Here is an 18298-nt window from a genome sequence, read left to right on the forward strand (position 1 = left end):
GCAAAAACGAGGGCGGATATGCTGGTAGTGATTTCCCCGGCCAAGCGGCTGGACTGGGCAGAGCGAGATGTGACAGCGACAGACCCCGCTTTTCAGGACGACGCCATCCGTTTGTCCAAAACCGCGCGCAACCTGACGCTTGGAGATCTTAAAAAGCTGATGGACCTCAGCGATGATCTGGCCCGCCTAAATCGTGATCGCTATCGTGCCTTTTCCGATGATCCCGGGTCTGACAAAACGCGACCCGCTGCTCTGGCCTTTGCAGGAGACACCTACCAAGGTCTTGAGGCCACGTCGCTGGATGCCGATGAAATGGCGTGGGCTCAGGACCATTTGCGCATCCTGTCAGGGCTCTATGGCGTCTTGCGCCCCTTGGATGCCATTCAGGCATACCGGTTGGAGATGGGCAGCAGGTTGAAAACACGACGCGGCAAGAACCTGTACGAATACTGGCGCGACCAGCTGAGCAAAGCGCTAAACGTGCAGGCCGCAGAAGTGGGCAGCGAAACATTGGTGAACTGCGCCAGTCAGGAATACTTTGGCGCAGTCGACCCCAAAGCCTTAAAACTGCGCACCATAACGCCGGTCTTTATGGAAGACAAAGCAGGCAGCCCCAAGATTGTCAGTTTCTTTGCCAAGAAAGCGCGTGGGGCCATGGCCCGCTTTGTCATCCAGCATCGTCTAACCGATCCAAAAGGGCTGCTGGATTTCGATATCGGGGGCTACGCATATCGCCCGGACCTGTCCGAAAACGACAAGCCCGTCTTCGTGCGACCCTATCAGACTTGATCCAACATCGAAGAGTCATAGGCCACCAGTTCAACTGTGTTCCCCTCGGGGTCTTCGGTGAAAATGCCGCGCCAGCCGATCCAGCCGAACTCCTCGATCCTATAAGGCTGTCCGATCTCATTATACCAGCGCAACACGGCATCCTGTTCTTCAAACGGCAGAGAAAGTGCTATGTGATGCAACGCTGAGCCAGCGCCTGTGACGGGCCGGGCCGTACCTGACGGATGCAGACCGGGGCGTAGTGAGACAGAGTGGTGAAACAGGGCAAGCACCTGTGTATGCCCGCCAAATCCTTCGGCAATGCGAAAAAACACGATTGCGCTGTTATAGTCCCCGTGCAGCCGTTCCAGACCAATCACAGTTTCATAAAACGCAACCATGGCGTTCATATCTGCGCAGCGAATGGCAATCTCGCCCAAGGCGCGTGCGCGAAAGCCTCGATCCTTTGACATGTGCTCAGCCTAGTCAGCCTGTTCTGATTCAGCAATGATTGGAATAGCATTTTGGGGGCAGTGTTTCAGGATCATTTGATGGATCAGCTTTTTATGCAGCGGCTTGGTCAGGTAATGATCCAGACCAGCGGCCAGAATTCCCTGATCGTCTCCGGTCATCGCATGGGCAGTCAGGGCAACAATCGGGACATGACGACCTGTTTCAATCTCGAACCGACGAATTTCCCCGGTGGCTTGCTTTCCGTCCATTTTGGGCATTGAGATGTCCATGAAGATCAGATCAGGATCAAAGTCCTCAAAGGCATCAACGGCCTCTATCCCGTTGGCGGCAAAGCGCAGGTCGATGTTCAGATCCTTGACCATCTTTTTCAGGATCAACTGATTGGTTCGGTTGTCCTCAGCCGCCAGAACCCGCATGAGCCTTCGCCCCTTGGGCAGCCCTGCAGGCTCTGCATCGACGGTTTCTGGGCCGGTTGACGAGACTGACGTCAACGCCGGGCTTCCAAGGGCCATCAATCGGGAATACAGCTCGGACCGGGGGATTGGTTTTTGCAAAACACCTTCGATCAGATGGCGTGCAGGGTCGGCGTGAATGGCACCGGGGTTGCTGGACATCACTACAACCGGCAGGTCGCCCCAACCCCGTTCTTTCAAGTGCGTTGCCAGCTCGACCCCATCCATGTCCGGCAGGTCGTGATCGCAAAGGACAAGGTCAATCGAAGTATCAAGCTTTGCAAGCGCCTCATCCCCTGATGCGCAGACCGTGACATTGGTTCCAAGACGACCCAGCTGTTTGGCCAGAATGGCGCGGTTGACAGCCATATCTTCGACTACCATGACATGCTTCAAGCGGTCGGCCAGATCCGGCGGCGCAGGCTGCGGGCCTTCAGCAGCCGGCAAAGACATACGAAAGCCAAAACACGACCCCTGACCCGACTCACTTTCGACCCAAACCGAACCGCCCATTATCGTGATCAGACGCTTGGTGATCGCCAGACCCAGCCCGGTGCCTTCGAACTGACGGTTGCGTTCATCCTCGATCTGATTGAATTCCCCAAAGATGTGCCCAACCTTGTCCGCATCGATGCCGATGCCTGTGTCTTCGATTGCAATATGGATGTCACAGGTCTGATCACTGGCATCCGGCACACCAGTCACCCTGATCAGCACATGGCCTTCGGCGGTAAACTTCACAGCGTTGCCCACCAGATTAGTCAAGACCTGCCGCACCCGGCCCGGATCGCCCACAAACAACGTCGGCAGGAACAGATCGTAATCCACCAGCAGCGTCAGTCCTTTGTCCCGCACACTGGGTTGCAACAACATCGCCACCTCAAGGATGCACCGTTCCAGATCGAATTTTTCAGGATGCAAGGTCAGCTTATCAGCCTCGATCTTGGAATAGTCCAGAACATCGTTGATGATGACCAGCAATGCTTCGCCCGAGTTGCGAATCGTCTTGACGTACAGCCGCTGTTCTTCGTCCAAGGGCGTTTCGCTCAGCAGTTCAGTCATTCCGACAATACCGTTCATCGGCGTTCGTATTTCATGGCTCATATTGGCCAGAAATGCCGATTTTGCCCGGTTCGCAGCCTCGGCGCGTTCGCGCGCGGCCTTAAGCTCGGTCTCGTGTCGGACCGTGGCGGTGATGTTGAGCGCCAGGCTCACGACGTCACCACCACTGCCGCGCTGATCGATGAGGCGAATGTAGTGCCCGTTCCAAAGCTGGATCACCACCGGCGGCGGGTTTGCACGCGCCCACCGATCCTGCATTCTGGCGCGCCATGCCTCGGCCGGTTCAGGTCCGGTGTCCACAATCCCTTCGGTCATCAAAAGCTCGAGAATCCGCGAGTAAGACACACCCGGCGCGACGTCATCCAACCCCTCAAACACGCTCAGGTAGGCCGCGTTGGCACTGATCAGCCTGCTGTCACCGTCAAAAAAGGCAAACCCGTCCTGAATGGTTTGGATCGAATGCCAAAGGCGACGTTCGGCCACCTCAATCTTGGCGTTGGCAACGGTCAGGTCAGATTTGACCTTTTCGTTCTCCCCCCGAACCGTCTCAACCTCGGCCTGGGTTTCGTCGATACGCCTGGTCAGCGCGATGGCGTAGCGCCCCAATTCGCGGTTCGCGGCGGACAGTTCTGCCTGTTTCAGATCTAGTAACCGCTCGGCCGCCAGACGCGCGCGCCGTTCCTGTGCCAGTTTGCTTGCAAGACTCATATCGATCAATTCCGGGACAGTTTCCGCCCAGCATCCCGACAGACCGTGAAAAAGTGTTTAAGCCGTTGCGCAAGGGGCTTGCGACATGCAAGGCTGACTGCAAAGAGGAGGGCGTCATGCACCGCTTTGTATTGATTTCAATTACTTACATAGTTTCGCTTTTCATTTTGCCCGCTGCTGTTTCGGCGCAAAATGTGGCGCCGGAATTTCGATACATCACCACACGGGATATGGATTTCTATGGCTCGGACCTAGATGCGTTGTTTGATACGGATCTAAAATCCTGCATTCGGGCGTGTTCGACCAATGCGCGCTGTACGGCGTTTACCTACAATACGCGCTCGGAAGCGTGCTTTCCTAAAAGCGGTGTAACCCGGCAAGACCCTTACGAAGGCGCGTTGTCTGCACAGAAGGTTCCGACCACGGACCAGACCCTGACACTGACCAAATCGCGCGCAGCTGCGCTAGACAATTTAAGCGCTGCGGATTTTGATCGCGCAGCACAACAGGCCCGCGATCTGGGCTTTTTGCACAATGCCAGCGGGCGCGACCTGAATGCGGTTCTGGACGCGGCGCACAATGCCAGCAACGTGACGCAGGCGATGCAATGGATAGGCGTCGCGGTATCTCTGGGCGACGCGCCAGATCTGTGGGTCGAATACGCGCGGCTTTTGTTGGCCCTGAACCCATCTGGCTGGACCGAAAAACGCGATCTGCGCCAACGGGCGATGAATGCTGCGCTGAACGGATATCTGCGGGCCGAGACACCGGGCACACAAATTGCTGCCCTGATGACACTTGCCACCGCACTGGAAGAGGTCGAGCGCGGGCGCGATACGATCTCGGTCCTCAGGCTGGCTGAACAGGTGCAACCGCGCGAAGATGTTCTGGCCGCGCTTGATGACGCGATTGGAAAATACGGCTTTCGTGTTATGGACAGCACCGTTGAAAGCGACGCGGCCCAACCCCGGATCTGCGTCGAATTCTCTGAACCGCTGGTCCAAGCCGGTGTCGACTATGATCCATTTGTGCAGCGCGACGATGACGGGCTTGTTGTGCAGGTCAATGACGCTCAGCTTTGCATAGATGGTGTCGCGCATGGCCAACGGTATCGCCTGACCCTGCGCGAGGGCCTGCCAGCGGCCTCCAGCGAAACGCTGAATCGCAATGTGGAGCTAACCCACTACGTGCGTGATCGCGCACCCTCGGTCCGATTTCCAGGGCGCAGTTATGTATTGCCAAAGTCAGCAGATGCGGCTTTGCCGGTGGAAACGGTCAATGTCTCTGAACTGGACCTGACCCTGCGACGTGTCAGCGACCGCAACCTGCTGCGGGCCGTCCAACAGGACTTCTTTGGTCGTCCGCTTTCTGAATGGCAGGAACGTGCATTTTCTGACGAGATTGCTGAGGATATCTGGACAGGTACTGCCGATGTTTCAAACCAGCTGAACCAAAGCATGACCGCGCGCTTGCCCATGGCCGATGCGATTGCGGATCAGCCAGCGGGCATCTATGCGCTGACGGCGCGTGTGCCCGGCGCAGACCCCTATGACGATCCCGGCGCAACACAATGGTTTGTGCTGTCCGATCTGGGCATCAGCACCGCCCTGGGCACTGACGGACTGCACGTCGCGGTGCGCGGGCTACACGATGCCCAGCCACGCAATGGGATCGAGGTCTCGCTGGTGTCGAATGCCAACGCGGTCATTGCCACGGCGCAGACAGATGCCAGAGGCTACGCCCGGTTTGAGCCTGGCCTGACACGCGGCACCGGGGCCAGCGCCCCTGCCTTGGTCATGGCCTCGGACGGCGAGGTTGATTTCAGCTTTCTGTCCCTGACCGACCCCGCCTTTGATCTGTCTGATCGCGGCGTCGAAGGGCGTGCACCCGCAGGTCCGGTTGATGTTTTCATGACCACCGACCGCGGCGCCTATCGCGCCGGAGAGGTAATCCATGTCACGGCGCTGTCCCGTGATGATGAAGCACTAGCCATCGAAGACCTACCTCTGACTGCTATTCTGTATCGTCCCGATGGGGTTGAGTACCGACGCCTCGTTTCAGACGGGGGTGTCGCAGGGGGTCACGTCTTTGCCCTACCTGTCGCGGTTGATGCGCCACGGGGCACCTGGAACATTGAAATCAAGTCAGACCCAAAAGGCGGCGCGCTGTCGCGTCAGTCGGTTCTGGTTGAAGATTTTCTACCGGAACGGATCGATTTCGAACTGTCACTGCCAGATGCGCCTCTGCGCCCCGGCGACAGCCCCCCGCTGCAGATCGACGCTCGTTACCTATTCGGGGCACCTGGCTCGGATCTGGCGATCGACGGGCAAGTCATCGCGCGTCCGTCGGAAACGGTAGCTGGCTTTGAAGGTTATCGCTTTGGACGTTACGATGCCGAGGTTTCGACAAAAAGCACGTATTTCGGCGACGCCCGAACGGACGCGTCCGGGCAAGCCACAATTGCAATCGAAATCCCGGTGCTGAAGACAGGCGGACGACCTATCGAAGCGACTGTCATCGCACGTCTGGCTGATGGATCGGGCCGCCCGGTCGAACGGCGTTTGACGGCTGCCGTGCAACCGCCCCAGCCAGTAATCGGGATCAAACCGATGTTTGACGACGTGATCCCAGAAGGCACCGAGGCCGCGTTTCAGGTTGTTGGCCTGTCCTCGGATCTTATGCCCAGCTCCATGCGCCTGCGCTGGACGCTGAACCGGATCGAGACGCGCTATCAATGGTATCAGCTCTATGGCAACTGGAATTGGGAACCGACCACGAGACGCACCCGCGTGGCAACAGGCGAGGTCGATTTCACCTCGGAACCGTTAACGCTGACCCAACCGGTCGATTGGGGCCGGTACGAGCTGGTCGTACAACGTGTCGACGGCACCTATACCGAGACGGCGGTTGATTTCTATGCTGGCTGGTTTCGGGCGGCCGATGCGTCGACCACACCAGACCGGCTTGAGATGTCGCTGGACCGCGACACTTACCTGGCTGGAGACACAGCGCAGCTGCGCATCGTACCCCGCATGGCAGGCATGGCGCAGATCGACGTGCTGTCGAACCGGCTGATCCACCGCCAGATGGTTGAAGTGCCAGAGGGCGAGACCATCATCCCCATTGAGGTCACGCAGGATTGGGGTGCAGGTGCCTATGTCAGCGCGACGGTGATCCGCCCCATGGACGTCGCCGCAGGCCAGAACCCGGCGCGGGCTATGGGCGTGGCCCATGCCGCCGTTGATCCGGTGGGCCGCAAGCTAGACATATCCATCGACGTGCCCGAAGTCAGTGCGCCTCGTCAGATGCAAAAAGCCCTTGTCAGGGTCGAAAACGCGACTGAAGGCGACGCTGTTTGGCTGACCCTGGCGACGGTTGATGTCGGCATTCTCAATCTGACCGGGTTCGAAAGCCCGGACCCGCAGAACTACTATTTTGGCCAGCGTCGTCTTGGCGTGGAGCTGCGCGATGTTTATGGGCGTTTGATCGACGGTATGAACGGTGCAATGGGCACTGTTCGGTCTGGTGGAGACAATGACAGCGGCATGCGCCGACAGTCGCCGCCGCCGACACAGGACCTGATGGCAGTGTTCAGCGGCCCGGTTGAGGTTGGCGCGAACGGCGAGGTCGAGATCGACATCCCCCTTCCCGCCTTCAACGGCACTGTCCGCCTGATGGCCGTCGCATGGTCGCGCACAGCAGTCGGACAGGCCGAGGCGGACATGATCGTGCGCAATCCGGTGGTGGTCACCTCCAGCCTGCCCCGTTTTCTCGCCCCCGGTGATCAAAGCCGGATGCTGCTGGAGATCGTTCACGCTGATGGGACAGCCGGTGAGATGGCGCTGGGGCTGGCGACCTCTTCAGAACTGGAGCTTGGTGCCGCGCCCGCCAGCTTCACGCTCGACGAAGGCGGCAAAGCCGTGTTCGAGGTTCCGATCCGCGCCAACGCAATCGGAGACCCCGAAATCAACGTGTCCATCACCACACCAGATGGCCGCGACCTGTCGCAGACATTGCGCATGCCGGTGCGCGCCAATGATCCAGTTATGGCTCTGACACGGCGTTTTGCGCTCGGCTCGGATGACAGCTTCCTGTTCTCGCAGGATGTGTTCGACGGGTTTCAGCCCGGCTCAGCCAAAGCCATTCTATCGGCCGGGGCACTGGCAAAATTCGACACGCCCGGCCTGCTGGATCAGCTGAACCGCTATCCTTACGGCTGCACCGAACAAATCACTAGCCAGGCGCTGCCGCTGCTGTATTTGTCATCGGTCGCAAAGGCTACGGGGTTGGGCGACGGTCCGGTGGTTGACCGACGCATTGCCGACTCGATCCGCAGCGTCCTGACGAGGCAGGCGGCCAACGGGGCCTTTGGCCTGTGGCGGGCTGGCAGCGGTGACTTCTGGCTGGACGCCTATGTCACCGACTTCCTGTCGCGCGCGCGTGCGCAAGGATATGTCGTGCCAGACCGCGCATTTGCCCAAGCGATGGATAACTTGCGCAATCGCATCAACTATGCCCCGGATTTCGACGAGGGCGGACGGGACATCGCCTATGCCTTGATGGTTCTCGCACGCGAAGGTGCGGCCTCGATGGGCGACCTCAGGTATTATGCCGATGTCAAAGGCGAGGCATTCGACACGCCTCTGGCTGCGGCACAGCTCGGCGCTGCGCTGGCGTCTTATGGGGATCAGACCCGCGCCGATGCGATGTTTGCCCGCGCCGCGCAAATGCTGGCCCAGCGACCGGCACAAAGCCAAACATATTGGCGCGCAGATTACGGCAGCACCTTACGAGACGCGGCCGGTTTGCTGACATTGGCCGTGGATGCGGGCAGCGAAGCCGTTGATCGCAGCGCCCTGATCCAACGGGTCAGCGCCGGGCGGTCCCACCGTTCGACACAAGAAGCCGCTTGGTCGCTGCTGGCCGCGCATGCACTGATCACCGATCCGGACGGCGCAGGCCTATTGGTCAATGGTGCGCCTGTCTCAGGCCCGTTCGTTGAGGTTCTGGAGACGGGTCAAGATGAAGAACTGAACATCACAGCCAAAGACGGCCAACCCACCGATATCACCCTGACTGTCACCGGTATTCCCGATGTACCACCCGAGGCTGGCGGCACTGGTTACGCCATCGAACGCCAGTATTATTCGATGGAGGGTGACCTGCTGGACCCTTCGACCTTCGCGGCAGGGGATCGTTTTGTGACTGTTCTGACCGTCACGCCGTTTGAAAACGGTGGCGCACGGCTGATGATAGACGATCCGCTGGCGGCAGGGATTGAGATCGACAACCCCAGCCTGTTGCGGTCCGGCGATGTCCGATCGCTGGACTGGCTGAACCTATCCGAGGCGACACACACGGAATTCCGTTCAGATCGGTTTCTGGCGGCAGTTGATCTGTCAGGCCGCGAGACCGTGACACTGGCCTACGTAGCCCGCGCGGTCACACCGGGTGACTTCCATCACCCGGCGGCGTCGGTCGAAGACATGTACCGCCCGCAAAACCGTGCGCGCACCGATACGGACCGGGTCGTGGTGAAGTGACCAGCAGAACCGCCATAGCCACTGCCCATTGGCGTCGGTTGGACGTGCAGGGCACGGATCGCTGCACGCTGTCGCGGCTCGACAGTGGCTGGATGTTGGTCGGTCAGGCCACATGGCATGATGATGGCACTGACAATATCCTGACCTATGACGTGCGTTGCGCGATGAACTGGCGCAGCTTGTCAGCGGATGTCAGTGGCGAGCTTGACGGGTGCGATGTCGCCCTGCGACTGCGATGCACCGATCAGGGTTGGGCTTTGAACGATGCGCTACAGAAGTGCGACGCAGAGTGTCTTGATCTTGACCTGAGCTTCACCCCTGCGACCAACCTTTTGCCCATACGGCGGGAAGAGATCGCTAAGGCCCAGAGCGCCCGTATCAAAGCGGCTTGGTTGAAGCCGGACCTGGCTTCGATGGAAAGGCTCGATCAGGTCTATACTTGGTTATCGCCTGGTCTGATCCGATATAGCTCGACCAATCATCAGGCGGACTTGTCTGTCCATCCATCTGGGTTCGTCACCCACTATCCCGGCGTGTGGGAAGGATGGATCGATGCCTAGATCCAGCCGCCTTTTGCTTGCACTCGCTGGCGTGCTGTACCTGTCAGCATTCGCGCGGGATCGCGTCGAGAGCTGGATAGACTCCACCGTGTTACCACCCGTGCTCGCCGAAACCTCGGTCGAGATGCGTGACCGCAACGGATCACTTCTGCGCAGTTTCCCGGTCGAAGATGGGATCTGGCGCATGCGCCCTGGTCCGGTCGACCCGGCCTTTGCGGCTATGCTGATACGGTATGAAGATAAGCGGTTCTGGTCCCATGCCGGTGTTGACCCGCTGGCCATGGTTCGCGCTGCAACGCAGACGTTGTGGAATGGGCGCGCCGTGTCCGGGGGCTCGACCCTGACGATGCAGGTCGCGCGGTTAATCGAGGACGGATCAACCGGACGGTGGAGCGGTAAAATCCGCCAGATGAGAGTTGCCTTGGCGCTGGAGCAGCGTCTGAACAAGCAGCAGATCCTGAACCTGTATCTGACCCATACACCGTACGGCGGCAATCTGGAAGGCATTCGCGCGGGCGCGCGCGCGTGGTTCGGCAAAGACCCGAACCGGTTGACACCAGCGCAGGCTGCCCTTCTGGTCGCCTTGCCGCAGTCACCCGAAGCCCGCAGGCCTGATCGAAACCGCGAAGCCGCCCGTAACGCGCGCGATCGCGTTCTGCGCCGGATGCACCGCTACGGCGCCCTGTCAGACCCTGAGTTGCGCAGCGCCTTGACCGAAGCGGTTCCCTTGGAGATGAGACCGTTTCCCCGGCTGGCCCCCCATTTGACCGAACGTGCCCGCCGTCAGTCGCCTGGAGCCGAAACGCATGACCTGACCTTGGACGCCCAGTTGCAAGCGCAGTTGGAACCCTTGGTTTCTAAAGCCGCCGCGCGCGCCGGGTCCAGCGTGTCCGGGGCACTTGTGGTTGCAGATCACCGCAGTGGTGAGGTTCTGGCCTCCGTCGGATCGTCCGGATATCAGGATGCCCGTCAGGGCTTTGTGGACATGACACGCGCGCTTCGCTCCCCGGGGTCGACACTGAAGCCACTGGTTTACGGGCTTGCCTTTGATCAGGGGCTGGTACATCCCGAAACTCTGATCAGCGACAGCCCCGTGATGTTCGGTCGCTACGCACCGCGCAATTTCGACGGTGTATTCCGGGGCGATGTACGGGTTCGCGATGCGCTGCAAATGTCGCTGAATATTCCCGTTGTCCGGCTGACGCATGAGCTTGGCGCTGCCCGCCTGATGGCTGCCCTGCGAAAGGCCGGAACCAATCCTGAACTTACGGGTGGTAGACCGGGCCTTGCCATCTCGCTGGGCGGTGTCGGGCTGAGCCTGAGTGATCTGGTCCAACTCTACGCCGCGTTGGCGGCTGGTGGGCAAGGGCCCGTGCTGCACCACGGGGTGTTAAGCCAGCCGGGGCAAACCGAGCGCATCCTGTCAGACACATCCGCCTGGCAGATTGGTGATATTCTTGCGGGCCTGACACCGCCACAAGGCACGCCATCGAAGGGACTGGCCTATAAGACCGGCACATCTTACGGCCATCGAGATGCCTGGGCTATCGGGTTTGACGGCCAGCATGTCATCGGCGTCTGGTTGGGCCGTCCCGATGGAACCCCGGTTCCGGGTGCGTTTGGCGGCGATCTGGCCGCACCTTTGCTGTTCGAGGCTTTTGGGCACCTGAAGCCCGAATTCACGCCATTGCGCCCGCCCCCGCCTGCGACGCTGATGGTGGGCGCGGCTCAGTTGCCACCACCCTTGCAGCGCTTTCGCCCGCGCGCGGCTGTGTTTCAGGGCAGCGTATCTGCGCCCCGCCTTTTGTTTCCTCCAGAAAATGCTGTGCTAGAGACTGATGGAGCTGCCTTAACCATAAAGCTGCGTGGTGGGGTCGGCCCTTTTTCTGTGCTGGCAAATGGGACACCTGTCGCAACAGGCCAGTATCATCACGAATTCGACATACCTAACCCTGGCCCAGGCCACGCTGCGCTGGTGGTTGTTGACGCCGAAGGGCAATCTGATCGGGTCACTGTGCGTATCGACTGATCTAAGGCGTCAGCGCCGCCCTTCGCGCAGCCAGCCACCCAGCAAAAACCCACCAGCCAAAAGCAGGACCAGCCAAGGCGGCAGCAATCCGGCTTGCGTGACATCACGGGTTTCATACGCCTCACGCGGGGTCAGCCCAATCCAACCACGACCTGCCGCAGGTCGGCCCGCGCGCACATTGCGGATCGACGGCAGACCATCTTCCAAACGCACCACGCCGCCACGCAAGCTGCTTAGAACCGGGTCCAGGATTTCGCCTGTGGCAATCGTACGTTCAAATTCACGCGGCGCCGCAGGGCCGAGGCCGATCACCGCCATATGGTCACCTTCTTCAAGGCGATAGAGACCAATCTCAGGGCCAAAATACTGCGCCTCAAAACGACCCGGAGAGACCTCGTCCAAAGTGATCTCGAGCGTTTCCCCGTTTGGACGAGTAACGGTCACTGACCCGACTTCATCTTCAAGGGTCTGCCGAATGATCCGCATAGACTGTCCATTGGCCTCAGCCCACAGGGCCTCTTCCTCAAGCTCGGGTTCCTTCATCATCCAATGCGCCAACCGCCGCAGCATCTCCAACTGCGGCCCACCACCCTCGAACCCCCGGCTCCACAGCCAGGCATGGTCTGACGCAAGCATGGCGACGCGGCCTTCGCCCACGCGGTCCAGCACCAGAAGCGGGCGTTCATCGACGCCGGTCATCAACACCTCACCCCGGCGTTGGTTCACATCGATCTGACGCAACCATGCACCCCAGTCTTCGGAATCACCCAGATTAGTGGTCACCGGGTGACGGTGGCCCAAATCGCTGACCATCGGAACAAAGCGTTCTTCGATTACCCGTGCCGTCGGCTGCGCGGGCAGGATCGGAGCAAGAGGAGACCGGAAGATACTGTCAGCAGTGGCAAAATCGGGACCGGCGGCAATCAGGACGGCACCGCCATCGTTGATATAATTGGTGACGTTATCCAGATAAATTGCCGGAAGGATACCGCGTCGCTTGTAGCGGTCGAAAATGATCAAATCAAAATCGTTGATCTTTTCCAGAAACAGCTCGCGTGTCGGAAAAGCGATCAGCGAAAGCTCGTCCACAGGTACGCCGTCCTGCTTTTCTGGTGGGCGCAGGATTGTGAAATGCACCAGATCAACAGAACTGTCTGATTTCAACAAGTTGCGCCAGGTGCGCCCACCGGGATGCGGCTCACCTGAAACCAGCAGCACACGCAGACGGTCACGAACGCCGTTCATCTGGATCAGCGCGGTGTTGTTGCGGTCTGTCAGCTCGCCCTCGGCCTGCGGAACCGAGAATTGAATAACGTTGCGCCCACCATGTGGAAGTGTCACCGGCAGCTCAACATCCAGTCCGATAGGAATACTGAACTCCTCGGGTTCACCGCCATCCACTGAAATCTCCAGCGGTGCAGTGGTTGCACCGGCGGGGTACGCGCCACTGTCTTCTACGCGCAATGTCAGAGTCACCGGCTCACCGATAATAGCAAAGGCAGGGGCATTGCGGACGATCAACCGACGATCCCAATCGCCTTCGCGGCCGGTTTGCAGCAAATGCATGGGCGCAGGCAGGTCAGGCGCCTGATCGACGTCGTGAACGATACCATCTGATACAACAAGAATCCCTGCAATGCGCGCCCGGGGTTCTTCTGCCAGCGCCGCGTTCAGCGCCGCCATCACCTGCGTGCCTTCGTCTCCGTCACTATCGCCAATTCGAATGCGGCGCAGTTCGGTGTTGTCACGCGATTCAATTTCTGCGGCAAGATCCTCGGCTGCCTGTGCTGTCTGCTCTGCTCGGTCTGATAGCGTTTGACTGGCGCTCTCATCCTCGATCATCAGCACAATATCCGTCAGCGGCGCACGATCTTCAGCCTGATAGACCGGGCCGGACAGGGCTGCGATCACCACCAAAGCTGCCAATCCGCGCAGGGCCCAACCCGATAGGCCGCGCCATACGGCCAGCACGATCCCCGCAACGGCAATCGCGGCAACAGCCGCCAGAATGGGCCACAGAATCAGCGGGTCGAATATGACGGTTCCGGTCATTGTCCCAACCTGTCCAGAAGGGCGGGCACATGAACCTGATCAGATTTGTAATTGCCGGTCAGCACATGCATCACCAGATTGACTCCAAACCGATTGGCAAGCTCGCGCTGCCGCTCACCCGCATACCCGCGCCCGACAGGCAACAAGGCCTGTCCGTTGCGGTCTACGGCCCATGCTCCGGCCCAATCATTGCCGCCGATCACCACCGGCGTCACGTTGTCGTTGAGGTTGCGGAAGGGCATGCCTTCAATTTGCTCGGCATCTTGGGGCGCCGCTTCGACCCAAACCTCGGTCCCGGAATACCGGCCGGGAAAGTCCTGCAGCAGGTAAAACGTCCGCGTCAGAACATGGTCGCGCGGAATCGGCTCTAACGACGGGATGTTCAGCGGACCAGCCAGTTGCTGCAGTTTTCGTCCGTTGGGGCTGGAGGCGCCAAAACCAGCAATATCCGCATCACGCGTATCAAACAGGATCATACCACCCGATCGCAGATAGGCGTTGAGCTTGGCATAAGCTTCGGTCGAAGGTTGTGACTGGTCCGGCGTAATAGGCCAATATAGCAACGGGAAGAACGCCAGTTCATCCCGCTCCAGGTCCACGCCGATAGGGTCGGCCGGTTCAACCGATGTCCGAAAGTACAGCGTCTGGCCAAGTCCACGCAACCCGGCCTGTGCAATATCATCCACTTGCCTGTCGCCCGTCAGCACATTTGCCAGCACCAGTTCGTGCGTGGCTGCAAGGGCATAATCAGTTTCCTCGGCAGTCTGCGCCTGGGCTTCCGGCACAATCAGCAAAGCGCCAAGTCCGATTGCAGCGGCACGAGCCAGCCCCAACCGACCCGAAAGCGCCAGCGAGGCAATCACGTCCACCGTCAGCAATATCAATGCCAGGCTCAATAAGATACCTCCAAGCGGTGTCTCAACGGTAACTTCTTGCCCCTTGATAGGAACATCTGCGGGCCATTTGGCTGGGCTTAGCACAGCATCTTCGGACAAAACATTCAGCGCCAGTTTCTGTTTGCCGCTTTCATACAGCCCCGGGCGCAGGTCAGGGCCGATCTGGCCGGAAACCAGCTGAACGCCGTCAACCCCGGCCAAAGTACCTGCATCCGACAATGTTCCGAACCCGTCCAGGGTTTGGATCGGCTCCCACGTGGTGCCCTGCAACTGTGCCACTTGCCGCGACTTCGCAGCCGAGGCCACGGCAAGACGATCCAACATTTCAACAAACAGACCCGACAAAGGCAGGCTGGACCATTCGGCATCCGCCGTGACATGGAACAGGACCACCTGCCCCAAGCCCAGCGCCTTGCGTGTCACCAAAGGTGTGCCATCCGACAGCGACGCAATCACCCTATCCGCGAGATTAGGGTCTGGTTGCGCCATGACCTGAGTTGTGACAACGACATCGTCCGGTATTTGCAATCCAAAGAAGGGCGAGTTTTCCGGGAAGGGGGCCAAGGTCTTGGCCTCGCCCCAGCTCATCGCGCCACCAACAGAACGGCCACCGCTGCGCAATCGTGCGGGTAGCAACGTGTCTTCTTCATCGCGCCCTAGATCACTTGCCGCCATCCGAGGGCCAGCGAAGCGCAGCAGTAGACCACCTTGTTCGACCCACTCAATCAAGCCAGCTTGTTCCGTGTCAGACATTTGCGCGACGTCGGACAAGACGATGACGTCCGGATTCGCGGGCAGCACCTCCAGCAAACCACCATCGACAAAGTCTGCTGTCGGGATCAAAACCTGGGTCAGATAGTGCAGGGGCGAAAGCAGCTCTAACCCTTCGCGATTCACGGTTCCTGCAATCAACGCAACTTCGCGCCGCCGCAGGCTGTCATCGGTCAGGGTCACCGCACCGGCAGAACGCTGTCCCTGAATCTCGAACCGGGTGATCCGGGCACGCAGCTCTGAGGGCAACGCCAATTCTATTTGCGCCTCAGTGGCGCCGCTTTCAAAGGTCAGTTCAGCCGCGTGCAGAACCCGGGCCGTGCCTGCAGGGTCCCGGCCCTGCGCCAACACCGTCACCGTTTCCATCGGCCCCGGCTCCCCACGCAGAATGGTCAGTTGAATGAGACCATCCTGATAAGACGCAGGCAAAACTGCCCTGGCTGGCGTAGGCCCGCGATAGACAGTGACCCCACCACGCGCTTGAAGCGCTGATACCATTTGGTCGTGGCCATCATAGTCTAGCCGGTCGCTGAACCAATGGGTATCAAAGCCGCCTTCAACCTCGTTCAATACACCCAGAACCTGTTCAAGCTGCGGCTCTGTTGGCTGCCAGGGGTTTGGGGTCAGGCCCGGCAAGCGACCGCGCCACGCTTCTGCCGCCTGAAACACGGGGGGTTCCGGTTCTGACAAACGCAGGATGGAAACCGGGCGTCCGGCCCGCCCAGCCTCGGCCAATTGTGCGTCGATCTGATCTAACGTCGACGACCAGCGCGACGCACCAGCCCAGGTCGCGTCCAGCACCAACAGCAATGGCCCAGATCCCGCTTGATCGCGTGACGGGTTCAGAACCGGACCGGCGAGCCCAATGATGATCGCAGCCGCAGCCAGCATGCGCAGCAACAACAGCCACCACGGCGTCCGATCCGAAACGCTTTCGTCATCCCTCAGGCCCAGCAACAGTGTCACAGCCGGGAACAGCCTGCGGATCGGTGCCGGTGGCACGGCACGCAGGATCAACCACAGGATTGGAAGGGTCAAAAGACCCAACAAAATCCAAGGGGCAGTGAAGCCAATGCCCGCCAGAATCGTCATCGCGTTCCCCCGTCCAGCGCCCGATAGAGCCACAATAGGGCGGCCTGAGCACTGTCACCGGTATGATGCAGGCCCAATCGCCAACCGGTCGCGCGACACAGCTGCGTCAGCGCATCCTTTCGCCGGGCAAGACGATCCAAATACCGCTCGCGCAGTTCCCCTGCCTTCAGCGTCTCGTGCCGAACCGACCCGGCTACGCTTTCGAAAATGGTGCGTCCCTGATACGGAAAGGTCTCTTCGCCGGGGTCCAGGATTTGCAAGACAACGCCCCGGACGCCTCGATCAGCGGCCTTGGTCAGAGCAAGCTGGACCTCATCCATTGGGCCAAGAAAATCCGAGATGAACACGGCACGCGCATGGGGGATCATTGCGCGATGTTCCGGCGGGGCATAGTCGGTTTGTTCGTCTTTGGACCAGGCCTGCGCCAGCCGAATGATCTGAGCATTGCCTCGCCGTGGCGGCAATGTGGTCCCGGTCAGACCAACCCGTTCGCCGCCGCGGGCCAGCAGGATCGCTGTAGCAAGGCCCAGCAACCTTGCACGGTCGGCCTTTGTAGGCAGGGTCTTTTCGGATGCAAAGCGCATCGAAGACCCCTGATCCACCCACAGCATGATGGATTGCGCAATTTGCCATTCCCTTTCGCGCACGAATTGCTGATCGCCTCTGGCCGAGCGGCGGTGATCGATCATCCGACGGCTGTCGCCAATCTGCGCTGGGCGGTACTGCCAGAAATCATCACCCATACCTGAGCGTCGCCGCCCGTGATCTCCCAACAGAACGGTTCCGGCCAAATGCTCGGCCCGCGCCAATAGGGGCGGTAACCGCGATGCCTCGGCTTCGGATCTTTCGCGAAGGGTCAGCGCCGCATTCACGCCGCAGCCTCTGTCCGGATCAAACCAGCGGCGGTCGTGTCAATCAGATCAGCAAGGCTGTCGCCCCGCGCGCGTGCCGCAAAGTTCAGCGCCATGCGGTGGCTGAGTACAGGACGCGCCATGTCCAGAACATCTTCGGCATTGGGTGCCAGACGCCCCTGCAACATCGCGTTGGCCCGAACTGTCATCATCAGCGCCTGCGCCGCCCGCGGACCGGGGCCCCAGGCAACGGTTTCAGCCACCCGATCTGAAACACCTTGTTCTTCGGGACGGAACGCGCGAACCAGATCCAGGATCAGTTCGACCACAGACTCCCCAACCGGCATTCGCCGCAGCAAGGTTTGCGCCGCCAACAAGTCTTCTTTGGTGAAAACCTGAGCCGACTCATCCTCTTCAATACCTGTGGTGGCCAGCAGGATATCCCGTTCAGTCTGACGGTCGGGGTAATCTACATCGATCTGCACCAGGAACCGGTCCAGCTGTGCCTCGGGCAATGGATAGGTGCCCTCTTGCTCGATCGGGTTCTGTGTGGCCAGCACATGGAAGGGAACACCCAGCGCGCGATCTTCGCCTGCAACTGTAACAGTCTGTTCCTGCATCGCCTGCAGCAGCGCCGATTGAGTCCGGGGACTGGCGCGGTTGATCTCATCCGCCATCAGCAGCTCACAAAAAATTGGACCGGAAATAAACCGGAAATGGCGGCTGCCATCCTCGGCCGTATCCAGAACCTCGGACCCCAAAATATCGGCTGGCATCAGGTCAGGAGTGAACTGAATACGGTTGCCATGCAGCCCCATGACAGTCGACAGCGTTTCAACCAATCGCGTCTTGCCCAGCCCGGGAAGCCCGATCAGCAACGCATGGCCACCGCACAAAAGCGCGGTCAGGGTCAGATCCACAACCCGCTCCTGTCCGATAAAGCGACGGGTGATCGAGGACTTGGCCTCTTGTAGCTTGTTTTCCAGCGCTTCGATCTCGGCGACGAGGTCGGCGGGTTCGGTCATGACTTTCCCTTCCGT

General features: G+C 59.9%; 10 protein-coding genes. 4 read left to right on the forward strand and 6 right to left on the reverse strand.

Annotated features, from left to right (window positions below; genetic code table 11):
- Positions 1–18: 18 nt before the first annotated feature.
- Positions 19–789 (forward strand): peroxide stress protein YaaA, encoded by a 771-nt coding sequence (gene yaaA, locus ACR0BU_RS10495; RefSeq protein WP_300069034.1) that lies wholly within the window; start codon positions 19–21, stop codon positions 787–789.
- Here yaaA and ACR0BU_RS10500 read toward each other — a convergent pair.
- Both ACR0BU_RS10500 and ACR0BU_RS10505 read right to left on the reverse strand, forming a co-directional pair.
- Positions 780–1241: a VOC family protein gene (locus ACR0BU_RS10500; protein WP_480737216.1), complete on the reverse strand. Its 462-nt coding sequence runs from the start codon at positions 1239–1241 to the stop codon at positions 780–782. The two genes, yaaA and ACR0BU_RS10500, sit on opposite strands and share 10 nt — an antisense overlap.
- A 9-nt stretch (positions 1242–1250) precedes the next feature.
- Positions 1251–3464 carry a response regulator gene (locus ACR0BU_RS10505; RefSeq protein WP_480737217.1) on the reverse strand — a complete coding sequence of 738 codons (2214 nt, stop codon included), beginning with the start codon at positions 3462–3464 and terminating at the stop codon, positions 1251–1253.
- 116 nt (positions 3465–3580) lie between these two features.
- Here ACR0BU_RS10505 and ACR0BU_RS10510 point away from each other — a divergent pair, with 116 nt between their 5' ends.
- From ACR0BU_RS10510 to pbpC, 3 genes are read left to right on the forward strand one after another with little or no spacing between them, the layout of a single operon-like run.
- On the forward strand, positions 3581–9007 hold the full coding sequence (locus ACR0BU_RS10510; protein ID WP_480737218.1) for an alpha-2-macroglobulin family protein: 5427 nt from the start codon (positions 3581–3583) through the stop codon (positions 9005–9007).
- A complete protein-coding gene (locus tag ACR0BU_RS10515) occupies positions 9004–9567 on the forward strand; it encodes a putative glycolipid-binding domain-containing protein (RefSeq protein WP_480737220.1) in 564 nt (187 codons plus the stop codon). The genes ACR0BU_RS10510 and ACR0BU_RS10515 overlap by 4 nt, the downstream gene beginning before the upstream one ends.
- On the forward strand, positions 9560–11596 hold the full coding sequence (gene pbpC, locus ACR0BU_RS10520; RefSeq protein WP_480737221.1) for a penicillin-binding protein 1C: 2037 nt from the start codon (positions 9560–9562) through the stop codon (positions 11594–11596). Before ACR0BU_RS10515 ends, pbpC begins: the two co-directional genes overlap by 8 nt.
- Before the next feature lie 9 nt (positions 11597–11605).
- Here the strand turns inward: pbpC and ACR0BU_RS10525 are convergent, their stop codons facing one another.
- From ACR0BU_RS10525 to ACR0BU_RS10540, 4 genes are read right to left on the reverse strand one after another with little or no spacing between them, the layout of a single operon-like run.
- Entirely contained in the window at positions 11606–13648 is a 2043-nt protein-coding gene (locus ACR0BU_RS10525) for a hypothetical protein (RefSeq protein ID WP_480737222.1), read from the reverse strand.
- Positions 13645–16407 carry a DUF4159 domain-containing protein gene (locus tag ACR0BU_RS10530; RefSeq protein ID WP_480737224.1) on the reverse strand — a complete coding sequence of 921 codons (2763 nt, stop codon included), beginning with the start codon at positions 16405–16407 and terminating at the stop codon, positions 13645–13647. The genes ACR0BU_RS10525 and ACR0BU_RS10530 overlap by 4 nt, the downstream gene beginning before the upstream one ends.
- A complete protein-coding gene (locus ACR0BU_RS10535) occupies positions 16404–17279 on the reverse strand; it encodes a DUF58 domain-containing protein (RefSeq protein WP_298934185.1) in 876 nt (291 codons plus the stop codon). The genes ACR0BU_RS10530 and ACR0BU_RS10535 overlap by 4 nt, the downstream gene beginning before the upstream one ends.
- Complete coding sequence (locus ACR0BU_RS10540; protein WP_299079353.1) at positions 17276–18283, reverse strand: AAA family ATPase; 1008 nt, start codon at positions 18281–18283, stop codon at positions 17276–17278. The genes ACR0BU_RS10535 and ACR0BU_RS10540 overlap by 4 nt, the downstream gene beginning before the upstream one ends.
- Positions 18284–18298 lie beyond the last annotated feature (15 nt).

The organism is Ruegeria sp. CK2 (genome assembly GCF_056536585.1).